Annotated in this window: 17 protein-coding genes and 1 pseudogene; 8 read left to right on the forward strand and 10 right to left on the reverse strand. The window is 74.5% G+C overall.

Translation table 11 applies throughout. The features are described 5' to 3' along the window. Nucleotides 1-107: 107 nt before the first annotated feature. Genes ACFU7Y_RS05405 through ACFU7Y_RS05415 form a run of 3 tightly spaced genes read left to right on the forward strand, consistent with a single transcriptional unit; the run spans nucleotide 108 to nucleotide 3,012 of the window. A complete protein-coding gene (locus ACFU7Y_RS05405) occupies nucleotides 108-872 on the forward strand; it encodes a (Fe-S)-binding protein (protein WP_224281841.1) in 765 nt (254 codons plus the stop codon). After that, nucleotides 869-2,305, forward strand: a complete 1,437-nt coding sequence (locus tag ACFU7Y_RS05410) for a lactate utilization protein B (RefSeq protein WP_380766546.1) — start codon at nucleotides 869-871, stop codon at nucleotides 2,303-2,305. Before ACFU7Y_RS05405 ends, ACFU7Y_RS05410 begins: the two co-directional genes overlap by 4 nt. Then, a complete protein-coding gene (locus ACFU7Y_RS05415) occupies nucleotides 2,302-3,012 on the forward strand; it encodes a lactate utilization protein C (protein WP_224281839.1) in 711 nt (236 codons plus the stop codon). The genes ACFU7Y_RS05410 and ACFU7Y_RS05415 overlap by 4 nt, the downstream gene beginning before the upstream one ends. Here the strand turns inward: ACFU7Y_RS05415 and ddaH are convergent. Together ddaH and ACFU7Y_RS05425 are read right to left on the reverse strand one after the other, a co-directional pair. Further along, a complete protein-coding gene (gene ddaH / locus ACFU7Y_RS05420; RefSeq protein WP_224281838.1) occupies nucleotides 2,999-3,826 on the reverse strand; it encodes a dimethylargininase in 828 nt (275 codons plus the stop codon). The two genes, ACFU7Y_RS05415 and ddaH, sit on opposite strands and share 14 nt — an antisense overlap. 215 nt (nucleotides 3,827-4,041) lie before the next feature. Next, nucleotides 4,042-4,935, reverse strand: a complete 894-nt coding sequence (locus tag ACFU7Y_RS05425) for a 4Fe-4S domain-containing protein (RefSeq protein ID WP_224285102.1) — start codon at nucleotides 4,933-4,935, stop codon at nucleotides 4,042-4,044. Between the two features lie 217 nt (nucleotides 4,936-5,152). On the opposite strand from ACFU7Y_RS05425, the gene ACFU7Y_RS05430 reads away from it, so the two are divergent. Next, on the forward strand, nucleotides 5,153-5,935 hold the full coding sequence (locus ACFU7Y_RS05430; protein WP_224285101.1) for an SGNH/GDSL hydrolase family protein: 783 nt from the start codon (nucleotides 5,153-5,155) through the stop codon (nucleotides 5,933-5,935). A 7-nt stretch (nucleotides 5,936-5,942) separates the two neighbouring features. Here the strand turns inward: ACFU7Y_RS05430 and ACFU7Y_RS05435 are convergent, their stop codons facing one another. Beyond that, on the reverse strand, nucleotides 5,943-6,302 hold the full coding sequence (locus ACFU7Y_RS05435) for a DUF2809 domain-containing protein (RefSeq protein ID WP_224285103.1): 360 nt from the start codon (nucleotides 6,300-6,302) through the stop codon (nucleotides 5,943-5,945). 402 nt (nucleotides 6,303-6,704) lie between these two features. Here ACFU7Y_RS05435 and ACFU7Y_RS05440 point away from each other — a divergent pair, with 402 nt between their 5' ends. Continuing rightward, the gene (locus tag ACFU7Y_RS05440) at nucleotides 6,705-8,153 is read left to right on the forward strand and encodes a DUF2252 domain-containing protein (RefSeq protein ID WP_380766547.1); all 1,449 of its coding nucleotides are present in this window, start codon (nucleotides 6,705-6,707) and stop codon (nucleotides 8,151-8,153) included. A 27-nt stretch (nucleotides 8,154-8,180) separates the two neighbouring features. Here the strand turns inward: ACFU7Y_RS05440 and ACFU7Y_RS05445 are convergent, their stop codons facing one another. The 4 genes from ACFU7Y_RS05445 to ACFU7Y_RS05460 form a co-directional block, all read right to left on the reverse strand. Then, the gene (locus ACFU7Y_RS05445) at nucleotides 8,181-8,873 is read right to left on the reverse strand and encodes an alpha/beta fold hydrolase (protein ID WP_224284333.1); all 693 of its coding nucleotides are present in this window, start codon (nucleotides 8,871-8,873) and stop codon (nucleotides 8,181-8,183) included. 28 nt (nucleotides 8,874-8,901) lie between these two features. Then, a complete protein-coding gene (locus ACFU7Y_RS05450) occupies nucleotides 8,902-10,410 on the reverse strand; it encodes an MFS transporter (RefSeq protein ID WP_224284334.1) in 1,509 nt (502 codons plus the stop codon). Continuing rightward, nucleotides 10,407-10,970, reverse strand: a complete 564-nt coding sequence (locus ACFU7Y_RS05455) for a helix-turn-helix domain-containing protein (RefSeq protein ID WP_224284335.1) — start codon at nucleotides 10,968-10,970, stop codon at nucleotides 10,407-10,409. Before ACFU7Y_RS05455 ends, ACFU7Y_RS05450 begins: the two co-directional genes overlap by 4 nt. 141 nt (nucleotides 10,971-11,111) lie before the next feature. Then, nucleotides 11,112-11,462: a hypothetical protein gene (locus ACFU7Y_RS05460; protein ID WP_380766548.1), complete on the reverse strand. Its 351-nt coding sequence runs from the start codon at nucleotides 11,460-11,462 to the stop codon at nucleotides 11,112-11,114. Between the two features lie 395 nt (nucleotides 11,463-11,857). Between ACFU7Y_RS05460 and ACFU7Y_RS05465 the strand changes: the two genes are divergently transcribed. After that, nucleotides 11,858-13,108 (forward strand): DUF5685 family protein, encoded by a 1,251-nt coding sequence (locus ACFU7Y_RS05465; protein ID WP_380766549.1) that lies wholly within the window; start codon nucleotides 11,858-11,860, stop codon nucleotides 13,106-13,108. A 7-nt stretch (nucleotides 13,109-13,115) separates the two neighbouring features. Here ACFU7Y_RS05465 and ACFU7Y_RS05470 read toward each other — a convergent pair whose 3' ends face one another. Further along, on the reverse strand, nucleotides 13,116-13,337 hold the full coding sequence (locus tag ACFU7Y_RS05470) for a hypothetical protein (RefSeq protein WP_380766550.1): 222 nt from the start codon (nucleotides 13,335-13,337) through the stop codon (nucleotides 13,116-13,118). Beyond that, nucleotides 13,330-13,473 (reverse strand): hypothetical protein, encoded by a 144-nt coding sequence (locus ACFU7Y_RS05475; protein ID WP_224285257.1) that lies wholly within the window; start codon nucleotides 13,471-13,473, stop codon nucleotides 13,330-13,332. Before ACFU7Y_RS05475 ends, ACFU7Y_RS05470 begins: the two co-directional genes overlap by 8 nt. A 98-nt stretch (nucleotides 13,474-13,571) precedes the next feature. On the opposite strand from ACFU7Y_RS05475, the pseudogene ACFU7Y_RS05480 reads away from it, so the two are divergent. Further along, nucleotides 13,572-13,982 (forward strand): annotated as a pseudogene (locus ACFU7Y_RS05480) (SDR family NAD(P)-dependent oxidoreductase); the annotation flags it as partial. 67 nt (nucleotides 13,983-14,049) lie between these two features. Here the strand turns inward: ACFU7Y_RS05480 and ACFU7Y_RS05485 are convergent. Continuing rightward, nucleotides 14,050-14,616: a TetR/AcrR family transcriptional regulator gene (locus ACFU7Y_RS05485; RefSeq protein WP_380766551.1), complete on the reverse strand. Its 567-nt coding sequence runs from the start codon at nucleotides 14,614-14,616 to the stop codon at nucleotides 14,050-14,052. 99 nt (nucleotides 14,617-14,715) lie between these two features. On the opposite strand from ACFU7Y_RS05485, the gene ACFU7Y_RS05490 reads away from it, so the two are divergent. Continuing rightward, complete coding sequence (locus tag ACFU7Y_RS05490; protein WP_224285259.1) at nucleotides 14,716-15,198, forward strand: nuclear transport factor 2 family protein; 483 nt, start codon at nucleotides 14,716-14,718, stop codon at nucleotides 15,196-15,198. The last annotated feature ends 97 nt before the right edge of the window (nucleotides 15,199-15,295 follow it).

Consider the following 15,295-nt stretch of genomic DNA (forward strand, 5'->3'; position numbering starts at 1 on the left):
GCTCGGTACGATCACGAGCGGACCGGTGCCGTCCGGCGTCCGCACCTGCGACGTCCGCACCTGCGATGTCCGCCCGTCCGGCGGAAGTTCGGCAGAAGGGAGCCCGGATGCGGGTCGCGCTGTTCGCCACCTGCGTCAACGACGCGCTGTTCCCCGGCACGGCGGTGGCGACCGTCCGGCTGCTGGAACGGCTCGGCGTGACGGTGGACTTCCCCGCCGGACAGACCTGCTGCGGGCAACCGCAGTACAACACCGGCTACCGCAGGGCCTGCGAACCGCTGGTCCGGCGGACGGCGAAGGCCTTCGCCGGGTACGACCACGTGGTGACGCCCTCGGGCTCCTGCGTGGCGATGGTCCGGGACAACTACCCCCGGATCGGCGCCCGGGCCGCCGTCGAGGGCCGGGGCACCGAACTGGCCGACCTGGCCACCGATCTGGTGCCCCGGGTGGTCGAGCTGACCGAGTTCCTGACCGACGTGCTCGGCGTCGAGGACGTCGGCGCCCACTTCCCGCACACCGTCACCTACCACCCGTCCTGCCACGGCCTGCGCCTGCTCGGCCTCGGCGAACGACCGCGCCGGCTGCTGAGCGCCGTCGAGGGCCTGGAGTTGGTCGAGCTGCCCGGGGCCGAGGAGTGCTGCGGCTTCGGCGGCACCTTCGCGGTCAAGAACGCGGCGGTCTCGGCGGCCATGGCCGAGGACAAGATCGCCAACGCCCTCGGCACCGGCGCCCAGGTGCTGTGCGGCGCCGACAACTCCTGCCTGCTGCACCTCGGCGGCACCCTGCGGCGCAAGGGCGCGCCGCTGCGGCCACTGCACCTGGCGGAGATCCTGGCCAGTACCGAGGAGCACCCCTGGAGGCCGTCCGCATGAGCGAGCGAACCGGAAACACGGCCGGCACCTTCCTCGGCATGCCCGCCTTCCCGCAGGCCGCCGCCGAGGCCGTACGGAACGAGCAGTTGCGCGCCAACCTGCGGCACGCCACCCACACCATCCGCGACAAACGGGCCCGGGCCGTCGCCGAACTCACCGACTGGGCCCGGCTGCGCGCCGCCGGGAAGGCGATCAAGGACCACACGCTGCGCCACCTCGACCGCTACCTGGTCCAGCTGGAGGAGTCCGTCACGGCGGCCGGCGGCACCGTGCACTGGGCCGCCGACGCCGAGGAGGCCAACCGGATCGTCGCCGGGCTGGTCAAGGCCACCGGCCGGACGGAGGTCGTCAAGGTCAAGTCGATGGCCACCCAGGAGATCGAGCTCAACGAGGCACTTGCCGCCGAGGGGATCACCGCCTACGAGACCGATCTCGCCGAACTGATCGTGCAGTTGGGCGACGACCGGCCCTCGCACATCCTGGTGCCGGCGATCCACCGCAACCGGGCCGAGATCCGGGAGATCTTCGCCGACCGGATGGCCGCCTGGGGCCGCCCGGCGCCCAGGGGCCTCACCGACTCCCCCGCCGAACTCGCCGAGGCCGCCCGGCTGCACCTGCGGGAGAAGTTCCTGCGCGCCGAAGTCGCCGTCTCCGGAGCCAACTTCATGGTCGCCGAGACCGGCACCCTGGTGGTGGTCGAGTCCGAGGGCAACGGCCGGATGTGCCTCACCCTGCCGCGCACGCTGATCTCGGTGGTCGGGATCGAGAAGGTCGTACCGACCTGGCGGGACCTGGAGGTCTTCCTCCAGCTGCTCCCCCGCTCCTCCACCGCCGAGCGGATGAACCCGTACACCTCGCTCTGGACCGGAACGACGGAGGGCGACGGCCCGTCCGAGTTCCACCTGGTGCTGCTGGACAACGGCCGCACCGCCGCGCTCGCGGACCAGGTCGGGCGCCAGGCGCTGCGCTGCATCCGGTGCTCGGCCTGCCTCAACGTCTGCCCGGTGTACGAGCGGGCCGGCGGGCACGCCTACGGCTCGGTCTACCCGGGGCCGATCGGCGCCATCCTGACACCCCAACTGCGCGGTACCGAAAGCCCGGTGGACGCCTCGCTGCCGTACGCCTCCTCGCTCTGCGGGGCGTGCTACGACGTGTGCCCGGTGGCGATCGACATCCCCGAGGTGCTGGTGCACCTGCGCGAGCGGGTCGCCGAACAGGGCGGGCACCCGCTGGAGCGGGCCGCGATGGCGGCCGCCGGGTTCGTACTGGACCACCCGGCCGCGCTCACCGCCGCCGAGCGGCTGGCCTGCCGCACCCGGTCGCTGCACCCGCGCCGGCTGCCCGGGCCCGGACGGGCCTGGACCGACACCCGGGACCTGCCGGAGGTGCCGGCCGAACCTTTCCGCGACTGGTGGCGGAGGAACCGCACATGACCGCATCCGACCACACCCGGCCCGACGGCCCCCGGAACTCCCGGGAGTTGGTCCTCGGCCGGATCCGGGCCGCACTCGGCGACACCACCGAGGTGGCCGAACAGCCCCTGCCCCGCGACTACCTGACGGCACACGTGCCGGCCGACGACCCGGCGGCGCTGCTCGACCTCCTGCACCACAATCTGGCCGACTACCGGGCCCTGGTGCACCGCTGTCGCGAGGACGAACTGCCACGGCGGATCGCCGGGTTGCTGATCGAGCGGGGCAGCCGCACGGTCGTGGTGCCGGCCGGGCTGCCGCCCGCCTGGCTCACCGCGGCCGAGGCCGAGGGGGTCGAGCTCCTCGCGGACGACGGGACGCTGACCGCCGCCCGGCTGGACGCCGTGGACAGTGTGGTGACCGGCTGCGCGCTGGCCGTCGCCGAGACCGGGACGATCGTGCTGGACGCCGGTCCTGGCCAGGGGCGGCGGCTGCTCTCGCTCGTCCCCGACCACCACGTCTGCGTGGTCCGGACGCCGGAGCAGGTCGTCGCCTCGGTGCCGCTCGCGCTGCCTCGGCTCGATCCGGTACGGCCGCAGACCTGGATCTCGGGGCCGTCCGCCACCAGCGACATCGAGCTGGACCGGGTGGAGGGGGTGCACGGGCCGCGCACCCTGGAGGTGCTGCTGGTCACGGCCGCGGGAGCCGACACCGTCACTCCGGCCTGAGCTCCAGGGTGCAGCACTTCGCCCCGCCGCCACCCTTCAGCAGCTCCGACACGTCCACCGGGACCGGCTGGTAGCCGTGCTCGGCCAGGCGGCCGGCCAGGTTCTTGGCGGCCTCCGGCAACAGCACCCGGCGGCCGTCCGAGACCGCGTTGAGCCCGAACACCTCGGCGTCGGCACGGTCGGCGAGGATCGCCTCCGGGTAGAGCGCGCGCAGCACCGAACGGCTGTCGGCGTCGAAGGCCTCCGGGTAGTACATGACGTGGTCGTCGGCGAGCACCGCCAGTGCGGTGTCCAGGTGGTAGAAGCGCGGATCGACCAGGGTCAGGCTGACCACCGGCACGCCGAACAGCTCCCCGGCCTCGGCGTGCGCAGCGCGCGAGGTGCGGAAGCCCGTCCCGGCGAGCACCCGTCGGCCCACCACCAGGTGGTCGCCCTCGCCCTCGTTGACGTGCCCGGCCCGGCGCACCTCGCGGTAGCCGCGCTCACGGAACCAGGCCTGGTAGGCCTGCGACTCGGCGGCCCGCTCCGGGTGGCGGAAGGTGGCGACCAGGGCCCGGCCGTCCAGCACGGTGGCGCCGTTGGCGGCGTACACCATGTCGGGCAGGCCGGGCACCGGGTCGATCAGCTCGACGGTGTGGCCGAGCCGGCGGTACGTCCAGTAGAGCCGTTCCCACTGGCGCAGGGCGAGCGCGGTGTCGGTGGGCTGGGCGGGGTCCATCCACGGGTTGATCGCGTAGTCCACGGTGAAGTGCGTCGGCCGGCACATCAGGTAGCGACGCGGCCGGGCGTGGCGCTCCGGAGTCTGTGTGAGCATGGCTCAACCATCCTTGGGTCGCGGGGAGTTCGCCGCACGGAGTTCGGGGTTCACGGGGCCGAACACCTTCGTTCCCAAGGCGGCTGCCCCGGCGGCACCGTTCGCACACCCGCGCCAGCGCTCCCGGCGGTCGCACGCCCCCGCGCACCCGGCGCAGGCACGGGCGCACAGGGCGTCCGGCGCGCGGCCCGGCCGCCGCTGCCGGCGGACCGTCGCTACCAGCGGACCGCGCTGAAGTCCACGGGCACGGGCCGCAGCTCCCGGCACCGCTCGGCCAGCGCCCGCAGCCGGCGGTCCGCCTCCTCGGCGGGCATCCGGTGCCGGTCGCCGTGGCCGGGCAGCAGCCACTCGAAGCGCAGCACGCCGAGGCCGCGCCGCAGCGAGGCGGCGAGCTCCTCGATCGAGTACCAGGTCACCGACTCCACCACCTCGATGTCCCCGGTGGTGCGGGACCAGTACATGCTGTCGCCGCTGAAGCAGTACCGCTCGTCCGCGAGGAAGAGCACGCTGCCCCGGGTGTGGCCGGGGAACGGGTGGGCGACCAGGCCGGGCGAGATCTCCGTCGGCCCGGTGCCGCGCAGCACCCGGTCGGCGTCGGGGGCGGCCTCCAGATCGCCCTCGTGGATCCAGAGCCGGGCGCCGAACCGGTCGGCGTACGCCCGGCCGTGCACGGCGTGGTCGCGGTGCGTGAGCAGGACGTCGGTGACCGGGCCGAGCCCGGCGTACCGGGCCGCGAGGGCCTCGCTGTAGCGCGGCGTGTCGACCATCACCCAGCCGGTCGGGCGGCGGCAGAGGTAGGAGTTGGCGCCCGCGGTGCGGCGGGAGTTGTGACCGAGCAGCAGCAGGTCGTCGGCGAGGGCCAGCGGGAACGGGTCCCCGGCCGGGTCCAGCGGCCCGGTGCCGGGGCGGATGGAGCGGGTCGGGCAGGCGTGGGCGGCGGCGAGCAGCTGCCGGCGCTCGGCCTCGTCGCGCGGCTGGCGGACCAGCTCGGAGCGGCCCTCGTGCTCGCGGATCAGGCCGGGCGCCAGCTGCCGGGCGACGTCGCAGTTGGTGCACCGGTCGTCGATGGACCAGTTCTCGGGCCGTTCGGAGCGCGGGTCGGTGGTCATGGATGCCTTCCCCCAGAAGGACGGCGGCCGGAGCGGCCGCTCCCTTCGAGCATCCGCCGGACCGGCCGGAAAGCGGAAGAGGGTGCGGATCTTGTGCTTTCCGGGGACGGGGCGTCTGCGGGCGGAAGCGGCCGACGAGGGCACGTGGCCCATCTCACGTGCCGCCGGGGTCACCTACGGTGGCGTAGGTCACTTGATTGGGTGAACTATCTCTTTCATGCCGAATCTCCAGGAGACCCTTGACCTCGATTCGTATGCCGCTCTCGGGGACAGCTTCACCGAAGGTCTGAACGACCCCGGCGTCGATGGCAGGTTCGCCGGGTGGGCCGACCGCCTGGCCGGAATACTCGCCGACGGGCGCCCGACGGGCGCCTTCCGCTACGCCAACCTCGCGGTGCGCGGCCGGCTGCTGGACCAGATCACCGCCGAGCAGGTGCCGCAGGTCCGCCGCCTCCATCCCGACCTGGCCACCTTCTGCGCGGGCGGCAACGACATCCTCCGGCCGGGCAGCGACCCGGACGAGGTGGCCGAGCGCTTCGAGGCCGCCGTCGTCCAACTCGCCGAGAACGCCGGGACGGTGCTGATCTGCACCGGCTTCGACACCAAGGACGTGCCGCTGCTGAAGCACCTGCGCGGCAAGATCGCCACCTACAACGGGCACGTGCGCGCCATCGCCGACCGCAACGGCTGCAAGGTGGCCGACCTGTGGTCGCTGCGCGCGGTCCAGGACCGCCGCGCATGGAGCGAGGACCGCCTGCACCTGTCCCCCGAGGGCCACCAGCGGGTCGCCCTGCTGGCCGCGCGCTCACTGGGCCTGCGCACCGAGCAGGACCCGGAGGCCCCGTGGCCGGACGCCCGCGTGCTCACCCCCGCCGACCAGCGGCGGGAGAACATCCAGTGGGCCCGCGAGCACCTGCTGCCCTGGGTCGGCCGGCGCCTGCGCGGCGAGTCCTCGGGCGACCACGTCGAGCCCAAGCGGCCGGAGCTGCTTCCGATCTGACGGATCGTCAGGTCGCTCCGCCGGGTGCCGCGGCCCGGGAGGTCCGCGGCATCCGGTGGAGCACCCCGGCGCAGCCCGCGCCGACCAGGTACCAGAGCAGGTCCGGCGGGTTGAAGGTCGAGCCCAGCACCAGCCGGGCCGGCGTGCTGTGCCGCCCCCAGGCGTCCGGCAGGCCGGTGAGCTGGAACAGCTCCACCGCCCAGCTGAGCCCGGCGGCCAGGACGGCGGCGCGGCCGGGGCGCACCCTCGGCACGGCCAGCACGAGCAGGGTGTACAGCAGGACGGTGTAGAGCGCGTCCCCGGCGTACTTGGCGAAGTCCCCGCCCAGCACCGCCCGCACGCCCAGCCCGGCCGCCACGGTCAGCATCGCCGCCGACGCGGCCGCCAGGCGCGTGCGCCGGTGCGCCCGAAGACCGTTCCCCCCGAGATCGTCCACGCGCCCCACGCTACCCCTTCACCCCGCACGCCCGTCCCCACCCCCGCGCCCTGTCCGCCCCCCGTGCACCCCCTCGTGCCAGAAGCCCCCCGGAACCACCACGCACCGCCGTACACCAGTCCTCACGACCAACGCCCCCCCGAGGTCGTTCACCCCCGCCACCGCGCCACCCCCAGGCCCCACACGCCCCACTTCGCCCCCGCGCCACCCCTTCACGCCACAAGCGGACCCCGACCCCCCGGAACCACCGCGCACCGCCGTACGTCACTCCCCCCGACGAACGTCCGCGCAGGTCGCGGGCGGGGTGAGGACCGGAAGGGACGGGCAGGGAAAGTGGCGCACGTGGGTGGGGCCGAGGCGGCCGGGGAGCAGCCGGGGCCGGCGGCGGGGCGGGACGGGCGGACCCGGCGCGGGTTCGCGGTGGCCGGGTTCGCCTCGGCGCAGGACGGGCAGGCGCGGGCGCGCGGCAAGGAACTGCGGACGCAGGTGCCCCGGGAGCGGCACGCGGAGTTCTCCCCCGCGCCCGGCCGGCCGACGGCCGTGACCGCGCTGGAGGCCTCCAACTCGGGCCGAATAGCCCGGCTGGTACCGATCCGGGTCGGCCGGATGGCCGCCAGTCCGTTCGCGTTCCTGCGCGGGTCGGCCGGGCTGATGGCCGCCGACCTCGCGGGCACGCCGGTGACCGGGGTGGGCGCGCAGCTGTGCGGGGACGCGCACGCCGCGAACTTCGGCCTGTACGGGGATGCCCGCGGCCAACTCGTCCTGGACATCAACGACTTCGACGAGACCGTCCCCGGCCCCTGGGAGTGGGACCTCAAGCGGCTCGCCGCCAGCCTGGTGCTGGCCGCCCGGGAGGCCGGGGCGAGCGAGAGCACCGCGCGCGAGGCCGCCCAGCACGCGGCCGGTTCGTACCGCCGGACCGTGCGCACGCTCGCCAAGCTGCCCGGGCTGGACGCCTGGAACGCCATCGCGGACGAGCAGTTGGTCTCCTTCGCCGAGGCGCACGACCTCGCCGAGGTGCTGCGCAAGGTCGGCGCGAAGGCACTCGGCAACACCAGCGCGCGGTTCGCCGCCCGCAACACCGCCCGGACCGCGGACGGCGGTTGGCGCTTCACGGCCGCCGCCCCGGTGCTCACCGAGGTCACCGACGCGACCGCCCGCGCCGTCGCCCACGCGCTCGGCCCGTACGTCGAGACGGTGCCGGCCGAGGTACGCACCCTGCTGTCCCGCTACCGGGTGCAGGACGTGGCGTTCCGGGTGGTCGGCACCGGCAGTGTGGGCACCCGCTCGTACGTGGTGCTGCTCACCGACCACCGGGACCAGCCGTTGGTGCTGCAGGTGAAGGAGGCCCGTCCCTCCGCCCTGCTGCCGTACCTGCCGAACGGGCCACAGCCGGCGGCGGACGGGCACGAGGGCCGCCGGGTGGTGCTCGGCCAGAAGCACATGCAGGTGGTCAGCGACACCCTGCTGGGCTGGACGACGGTCGACGGACTCCCCTACCAGGTCCGGCAGTTCCGCAACCGCAAGGGCAGCGTCGACCCGGCCGCGCTGCTGCCGGCCCAGCTGGACGACTACGCCCGGATCACCGGCACCCTGCTGGCCCGGGCGCACTCGCACACCGCCGACCCGGGCCTGCTGGCCGGGTACTGCGGCAAGAGCGAGGCGCTGGACGAGGCGGTCGCCGCCTTCGCGGTGGCCTACGCGGACCGCACCGAGGCCGACCACACCGACCTGCTGACGGCGGTGCGCAGCGGGCGGCTGCCCGCCGAGCACGGCGTCTGACCCTTCCGGCAGAAGCGGCCCGGCAGCTCACCGGGCCAGGAACGGCGCCACCGCGGCGACGAACTCGGCGGGCCGGGCACCGTGCACCAGGTGCCCGGCCTCGACGGTGACCAGGCGGCAGTCCGGGATCAGCCGGGCGAGTTCGGCGATCCGCTCCTGCGGGACGGGGCTGACCGGGCCGCCGGCCACCGCCAGGGTGCGAGCGGTGATCCGGTCCAACCCCGCCCGCCAGGCCGGGTCGGGATCGTCGAACTGGGCCTTGACCGCCCGGACCATCGCCCAGTCGAAGTGCACGTCCTGCGCCGGGTCCTCGGGCACCACGCTCGCCGGGCGCGGGTACAGCGCGGGGATCTCCTCCAGGACCAGCCGGTCGACCCGCTCCGGCGCGGCCTGGGCGAGCAGGTGGGCGACGGCGCCGCCCATCGAGTGGCCGACCAGGTCGACGCGGGCGAGCCCGAGGGCGTCGAGGAAGGACAGCACGTCGTCCCGCATCGCCTCCAGCGAGTAGGCGGCGGTGCGGGCGCTGTCGCCGTGGCCGCGCAGGTCGAGCGCGAACACCCGGTGGGCGGGGGCGAGGTCGGGCAGGACGGTGTCCCAGTCGGCGGCGCGCTCGCCGAGGGCGTGCAGCAGGACCAGGGGCGGTCCGTCGGGCCGTCCGCTCTCGCGGTAGGCGAGCGTCACCCCGGGCAGGTCCACGGTCCGGTTCCGTACGTCGGTCATGCCTGCCACGGTACGCACCGACCACCGCCTAGCGGACCGGCGTTCGCCCTCGGCTCAGCGCGACCGGTCCGCCCTCGCGCTGCTCCCGGGCCGTGGCTCGGCCGGCGAACACCGAGGCCAGGACGGCGAGTCCGGCCACCGCGGCGCACACCACGCTCGCGGTCAGGAAGGCGGAGCGGTGCCCGCCGCCCCCGGCGGTCTCCCGCAGGTAGACCCCGGACAGTGCCGAGACCGCGACGGCCGCCGCGATCCGCTGGGCCATCTGCAGGATCGCCCCGCTCACCCCGGCCGCCTCGGCGGGCGCGTGGCGCAGCACGTACGCCTGGTTGGTGGAGCCCATCAGGCCGACCGAGGCGCCGCCGAGCAGTTGCAGCAGCGCCAGCAGCCAGGGCAGGACGGTGACGGGCGCCCGGAGCGCGAGCAGCCCGCTGAGCAGTATGGCGAGCGCGGAGCCGATCATTCCGACGGTGACGGTGCGCCGGCCGTAGCGCTGGACGACCCGCCAGGCGAGCGCGGAGGCGACGCCCATGGCCACGGCGGAGGGCAGGGCGACCAGCGCGGCGCCCATCGGGGAGAGGCCGAGGCCGTCCTGGAGGAACATGGTGAGGACCAGCGAGGCGGCGAGCGAGGAGCCGAACTGGGCCATCGCGGTGGCCGTCCCGAGCGCGTACGGCGCGGAGCGGGTCAGGGCCGGGTGGATCAGCGGGTGGCCGCCGGTGCGGGCGTAGCGGCGCTGCCACCCGGCGAGCGCGCCGAGCAGCAGCAGGGCGGCGGCCGCGAAGGCGAGCCAGCCGGTCCAGCCGGGCGGCCGGACGAAGGGCAGCATCAGGGCCAGGGTGAGCGCCCCGACCAGCAGCAGGCCGAGGATGTCGAGGTCGGCGTTCCGAGAACCGGGGCGGGGCTTCGGCAGGTGACGGACCGCCAGGGCGACGGTGGCGAGGCCGAAGGGAACGTTGAGCAGGAAGGTCAGCCGCCAGCCGTGCTCGGGGCCGGCCAGGGCCAGCACCGCGCCGCCGATCGGCGGTCCGAGCGCGAAGGCGAGGCCGCCGGTGACGGCGTACATGCCGAGGGCGCGGGCCCGCAGCTGGCCGTCGAAGACGTCCTGGAGGGTGCCGATCATCTGGGAGTTGACCAGGCCGGCGCCCGCGCCCTGGAGCAGCCGGGCGGCGACCAGCACCCCGGGCTCGGTGGCGGTCGCCGAGACCAGGCTGACCAGGGTGAACAGGGCCAGGCCGGTGACGAAGAACCACTTGCGGCCCTTGACGTCGCCCAGCCGCCCGCCGGGGATCAGCGCGAGGCCGAAGGCGAGCGAGTAGCCGGCGACGATCCACTGGAGGTCGGCGGGCCCGGCGTTCAGGGTCTCGCGCAGGGCGGGGATGGAGGTGTTGAGGACGGACTGGTCGAGCAGCGTGGTGAAGCCGCCCGCGACGCAGACCAGCAGGACCCGGCGCCCGGCGGCGTCGAAGCGCTCCTTGGATTCCTCGGGCTCCTTGCTCTCCTCGGGCTCCTCGGCTATCGGGCCGGTCACGGCGCTCACGGCTCGACCACCACCAGCGCGTACCGGGCCTCGCCCGGGCCGAGGCTGCGGAAGCGGCTGGTGCCGCCGACGTAGCGCAGGCAGTCGCCGGGGCCGAGCGGCTGCGGCGCGCCGTCCACGGTCAGTTCCAGTCGCCCCTCGAACAGCCAGAGGTGATGCTCCCGGCCGGGCGTGCAGGCTCGGTCGTAGGCGATGTCCGCGCCGGCCGGCAACCGGCCCTCGATGATCTCCGCCCGCAGCGAGCCGTGCGGCGGCGAGACCGAACGGCGGACGAACCCGGTCGTCTCGTCCCGCCACACCTGCTGTTCTCCGGCCCGCAGCAGCGGGGCCGGGCCGGACTCCACCTCGGCGAGCAGCCGCGACATGGTCCGCCCGTGGACGGCGCACAGCCGCCCGAGCAGCGCGGCCGTCGGGCTGACCTCCGCCCGCTCCACCCGGGACAGCGTCGACCGGCTGACGTCCGCCAGCCGCGCCAACTCCTCCAGGGTCCATCCGCGTTCCAGCCTCAGCTCGGCGAGCCGTTGCGCCAGCCGCTCGTCGGCGGCCGTGTCGATTCCCATATTCGCGATGCTATCCCGGATGTGAGATCCACTCACCGAGCTGGGCACACGACTCCGCCTGGCCGGCGCGACCGAGTGGCGGGCTCCATGACCCCCGACAGCCGCGTGGAAGGTGGGCGGCGGTTCGCCGTTCGGGTCGCACTATTCGCGAACGAACAGCGCCAGGAACGCCACCACTGCCGCCGCACCCGCCAGGGGTACGGCGAGCGCGAACCACGCGCCGGGCCGGTTGCCGCGGGCGGCGAAGGAGGCGACGAACAACAGCAGGGCCGCAGGGATGAACACGAACATCCCCACAATGACGCCGATCAGCGCCCAGACCAGCAGGCCTGTCCCGACGGAAAGACACGCCCGGGCGAAGGTCTTCGGATTCTCCCGAAGGGCGAGCGGGGAGGCGGCCACCAGCGTGGTGATCACGAAGAGCGCGCCGAAGTACGTCGCGACGGCGACCCCCAGGCCCGCCCCGATCGCCGCCACCACCACCGCGGCCACGGCCCACCCCCATTGGCAGGCCGGCACCCGCCGATACTCGGTCACCCGCGACACCCCCCTTTGAACGCGTTCAATTGAACGCGTTCAAGATACGCCATCCACGCGACGGCGCAAGAGTCGAGGAGCGAACGGGCTCGTGGGGAGGCAGCCGAGTACAGACGCCTGCCGACCGTCGGGGGCGGGCCGCCCCACGGACCGGCCCGCGAGCCGGAACGGCCCTGCCCGGCGCACCCGGCGGCCCCGCCTGGCACACCCGGCGGGCCGGGGCGGGGCGCGCGGCCACCCCCTCCGGCCGGATCGCGGCTTGACGGGCCCTCGGCCCGGAAGGGGCGCCGATCATATGATGTGCGGCGAATCGTGGCCGGTCGGCGGCCCGTGAGGCGAGGGGGACCCGCGTGTTCGGCATCATCAGACCGTGCAGGCACCGATTGTCCGAGCACTTGCAGACCTCCTGGATGGCCCACCTGTGCGGGCTCTGCCTCGCGCTGCGGGACGACCACGGGCAGCTCGCCCGGACGGCGACCAACTACGACGGCCTGATCATCTCCGTACTGGTCGAGGCCCAGGCCGCCCGGGAGGACTCCTCCTGGCGCCGCACCGCCGGGCCGTGCCCGCTGCGCGGCATGCGGACCGCCTCCGTCGCCAAGGGAGAAGGCGCCCGGCTCGCCGCCGCCGTCTCGCTGGCGCTCGCCTCGGTCAAGATCCGTGACCACGTCGAGGACCGCGACGGAGTCTTCGCCCGCCGCCCGGTCGCCGTCGGGGCCCGTGCCGTCACCCGGCGCTGGGACCGGCAGAGCACGGGCAGCGCCTCGACCCTTGGCTTCGACACCGCCGTGCTGCTCGACGCGGCCCACCGGCAAGGCAAGTTGGAGCGCTCGCTGCGGCCCGGCGGGTCCGTCCTGCTGGTCACCGAACCCACCGAGACCGCCACCTCGGCCGCCTTCGCACACACCGCAGTGATCGCCGGACGCCCTGGCAACGCCGCCCCGCTCGCCGAAGCCGGGCGGCTGTTCGGCCGACTCGCCCACCTCCTCGACGCCGCCGAGGACCAGGCAGCCGACGCGGCCTCGGGCGCCTGGAACCCGCTGACCGCCACCGGGGCCGACCGCGCCGAGGCCGAACGGCTCTGCCGCGACGCCGTCCACGGCATTCGGCTCGCGCTGCGCGAGGTCGAACTGACCGACCGCGCCCTGGTGCACGTGCTGCTCGCGCACGAGACCGAGCGCGCGGTGGATCGGGTCTTCGGGCCGGCCCGGCACGGCGCGAGCTGCCGCCGCCCTGACGCGGCGGGCACCGCCACCGGCGAGCACCCGCACCAAGCGCCGCCGCGGGAGACCCCGCCGGACCAGGCGCCGGTCCCGCCGTGGGTGCCGCAGGGCCCGGGCTTCACCCCGCCCGGCGAGAAGCCGCCGAACCCGCGCAACCTGCTCGCCGGGTGCGCGATGTGGGCGCTGATGGCCTGCACCTGCCAGCTTCTCTGCTGCGACCACGAGGACCCGTTCAGCCGTGAGCGCCGCACGGGCTTCTGCGAGCGGCACGATGTCGACTGCCCCGACTGCTGCGACTGCTCCGGCTGCTGCGACTGCTGCAATTGCTGTGACGGGTGCGACTGCTGCGACGGCTGTTGCTGCGACTGCAGCTGCTGACGGATGGTCAGCCCTCCGGCGCCGTGCCGGCCCTCCCGCTCGGACCGCCCGGTCCGCCCTGGCCGTCCTGGCCGTCCGGGCCGCCGGGCCCGCCCACCGGCCCGGGGTGCCCCCGCAGCACCCCGGGCCGGTCCGCGTTCCGGTGGCCCTCGGCCTCGGCCCGCCGCCAGAGCGGCAGGACCGCCACCGGCAGCACCGCCACCGGGCGCAGCCCGGCGCACTCAGGCATTGCGCCCCGCCACCTTCCGGTCCACCGCCAATGAGTCCTCCAGCCGTGCCAGCAGCTGCCGGAACCGCTCGGCGTCCTGCTCCGTCATCCGTCCCTCGGGCAGCGCCCCCGGCCGTTCGACCGTTCTCTCGTCCATACGCCCGAGGCTAGGAGACGGTGATCAACGGGCGATAAACGCGCGTTCGGCCGAAAAGCACTTGCCCGGGACGGTTCGGCCCGCGACGATCGCACCTCATGACGCCCCATCGGGACCGCCCGAAGCCGCAACTCCCCCGCCCGGTGGCCCTGGTCACGGGGGTGGGCCGGACGGTCGGCATCGGCGCCGGGATCGCCGGGGGGCCGGCGGCCTCCGGGTGGGACCTCTCCTTCACCTACTGGACCGCCTACGACCGACGGATGGCCTGGGGCGCCGAGGAGGCCGCGGCGACGAACATCGCCCGGGGTCTGCGCGAGCACGGTGCCCGCGCGCTCCCGATCGAGGCCGACCTGGCCGATCCGCAGGCACCCGCACGGGCCTTCGCCGAGGCCGGGCAGAGGCTCGGCCCGGTCACCGCGCTGGTGCTGTGCCATCGCGAATCCGTCGACTCCGGTCTGCTGGACACCACGGTCGAGAGCTTCGACCGGCACTTCGCGGTCAACGGGCAGCTGCTGATGAGCAACGGCGGCCTGACACAGGGTGGTTGACCGGAGCGAGGGGCGCGCCGCCCCCGGGCTACCGGGCCCGCGCCGTCGCGTCGAGAAGCAACCGGGCGGCCTCCTTGGCATCGGCGGCGGCCGTCGGGTCGCCGTGGACGGCCGCGCTGGTGATCGCCCCCTCGGCCAGCAGGGTCAGGTGGACGGCTGTGGCGGGCGGGGCACCGGCGGCCTCGGCCAGGCCCGTGAGGTAGCCGCCGAACTCCGCCTTGTGGTGCCGGGCAGCGGCCACCACCGCGGGGCTGACGGCACCCAGTTCACCGAGTGAGTTGACGAAGGCGCAGCCCCGGAAGCCGGGTTCGGCGAACCACCGGCCGAGCCAGTCGAAGACCGCGAGCAGCTGGTCCTGCGGGCAGCCCCCGGTGCGCGAGACGTACACGGCGAGGCTCGCCCGCCAGCGACCGTCGCGGCGCAGCAGGTAGGCCTCGACGAGCTCGCCCTTGGACGGGAAGTGCTGGTAGAGGCGGCGCATGGTCACGCCGGAGGCGGCCCGGACGGCGTCCATGCCGACGGCCTGGATGCCCTGCCCGTAGAACAGTTCCTCGGCCGCGTCGAGGATCCGGGCCCGCGGGTCTTCCTGCTCCATCTGCCGTGCCCTTTGCGTGAGAACGATGGTTCTCCTATCGTAACCAGAACAGCGAGAACGATCGTTCTCATCGACGGAACACCCATTCCGAGGAGCACCATGCCCGAGACCGGCACCGAGCAGCGCCCTCCCCTGCCCCCGTTCACCGAGGAGACCGCCCGCCGGAAGGTCCGGGCCGCCGAGGACGCCTGGAACACCCGCGACCCCCAACGGGTCGCCCTCGCCTACACGCCGGACAGCCGCTGGCGCAACCGCTCCGAGTTCCTCACCGGCCGCGAGCGGATCGCCGACTTCCTCACCCGCAAGTGGCAGCGCGAGCTGGACTACCGCCTGATCAAGGAACTCTGGGCGTACGGCGGCGACCGCATCGCCGTCCGCTTCGCCTACGAGTGTCACGACGACGCCGGCCACTGGTACCGCTGCTACGGCAACGAGAACTGGGAGTTCGACCGGAACGGCCTGATGGCCCGCCGGTACGCCTCCATCAACGACCTGCCGATCAGCGCCGAGGAGCGGCTGTTCCACTGGCCGCTCGGCCGTCGCCCCGACGACCACCCCGGCCTCACCGAACTCGGCCTCTGAACGACACCCCCGCGGGGCCACGGCGCGCCCGCGCTGTTCCACGGCTGTGACGCGGCACGCATCCGCCGCTGACCTCGTCCTGGGAGGCTTCTCGTCG

This window comes from Kitasatospora sp. NPDC057542 (assembly GCF_042801945.1).
Lineage (GTDB): Bacteria > Actinomycetota > Actinomycetes > Streptomycetales > Streptomycetaceae > Kitasatospora.